Source organism: Prevotella sp. S7-1-8 (assembly GCF_000758925.1).
Taxonomy (GTDB): Bacteria; Bacteroidota; Bacteroidia; order Bacteroidales; family Bacteroidaceae; genus Prevotella.
Map to the genome: position 1 here is coordinate 1 of NZ_JRNC01000129.1, position 842 is coordinate 842.

Below are 842 nucleotides of genomic sequence, written 5' to 3' on the forward strand. Positions count from 1 at the left end.
CAAAGTCGTGGAGTGTGCAACAAGAACACCGAGTACCACGAGCAGATACTCGCCTTGATGCAGAAGAATATGAGAATGATAGCACAGAGAGCAACCGCATAACAATCCTATAATAACAACGATTATGGCGACATACAAGACAATAGAGAAAATTCCAACGTGGAGTTTAGGCTACCTTATCAATGGAGATAGTACAGGACTGACAGACGAAGAAATCGCACTCGCAGACCAATGGAGTAAGGACACCAAAGCGGAGGTTATATCGCCCCACACAGACATAGAGGGGAATATGCAACCTTATTTTACCCACGTTCCAGCCTTTGGACTACCAACCGAAGTAGAGGACTGCACCCTTATTTGCAGAGAGTAAATAAAAACATCAACCTATAAACGACAACAATATGAAAGTACAAGTAGAAGGCATTATTCATAATTTTTCGAGCAAAGCTCTCAACAACTCGTGGGCAGATGAAATACCCATCATCATCGTGAGAGTTATCAATGCCATAAGCATAGCCGAGAACAAGGAGGAGTTGCAGACCGCACTCCTCCAAATCTCCCAAGAAACGGAACTTGACAAGTTTTTTGTCTATGGTTACGGTGCACATCATTTTTGGCTAACCCACCGTTGGCTATCGAATGGTGAACCAATGGAACACAGATTACTAATCGCTGAGTTTTGAAAATATGGAAAGGAAAGTTTACAGAGTATGCACCCAATACGTTTTTGAAGGTGTGTTTGAGGTTGTAGCCACAGACCGAGAAGAAGCCGAGCGCAAAATCCTTGAAGATTGTGGAATGGTGATGGGCAGAGGAATACACAGCACGCTGCCCGATGAACA

At 43.7% G+C, this 842-nt stretch carries 2 protein-coding genes and 1 pseudogene; all 3 read left to right on the forward strand.

The features are described from left to right. Positions 1-102, forward strand: a pseudogene (locus HMPREF1640_RS13425) (PcfJ-like protein); the annotation flags it as partial. Positions 103-124: 22 nt separating this feature from the next. After that, positions 125-370, forward strand: a complete 246-nt coding sequence (locus HMPREF1640_RS12250; protein WP_004338370.1) for a hypothetical protein — start codon at positions 125-127, stop codon at positions 368-370. Positions 371-401: 31 nt separating this feature from the next. Beyond that, positions 402-683: a hypothetical protein gene (locus tag HMPREF1640_RS12255; protein ID WP_021668301.1), complete on the forward strand. Its 282-nt coding sequence runs from the start codon at positions 402-404 to the stop codon at positions 681-683. The last annotated feature ends 159 nt before the right edge of the window (positions 684-842 follow it).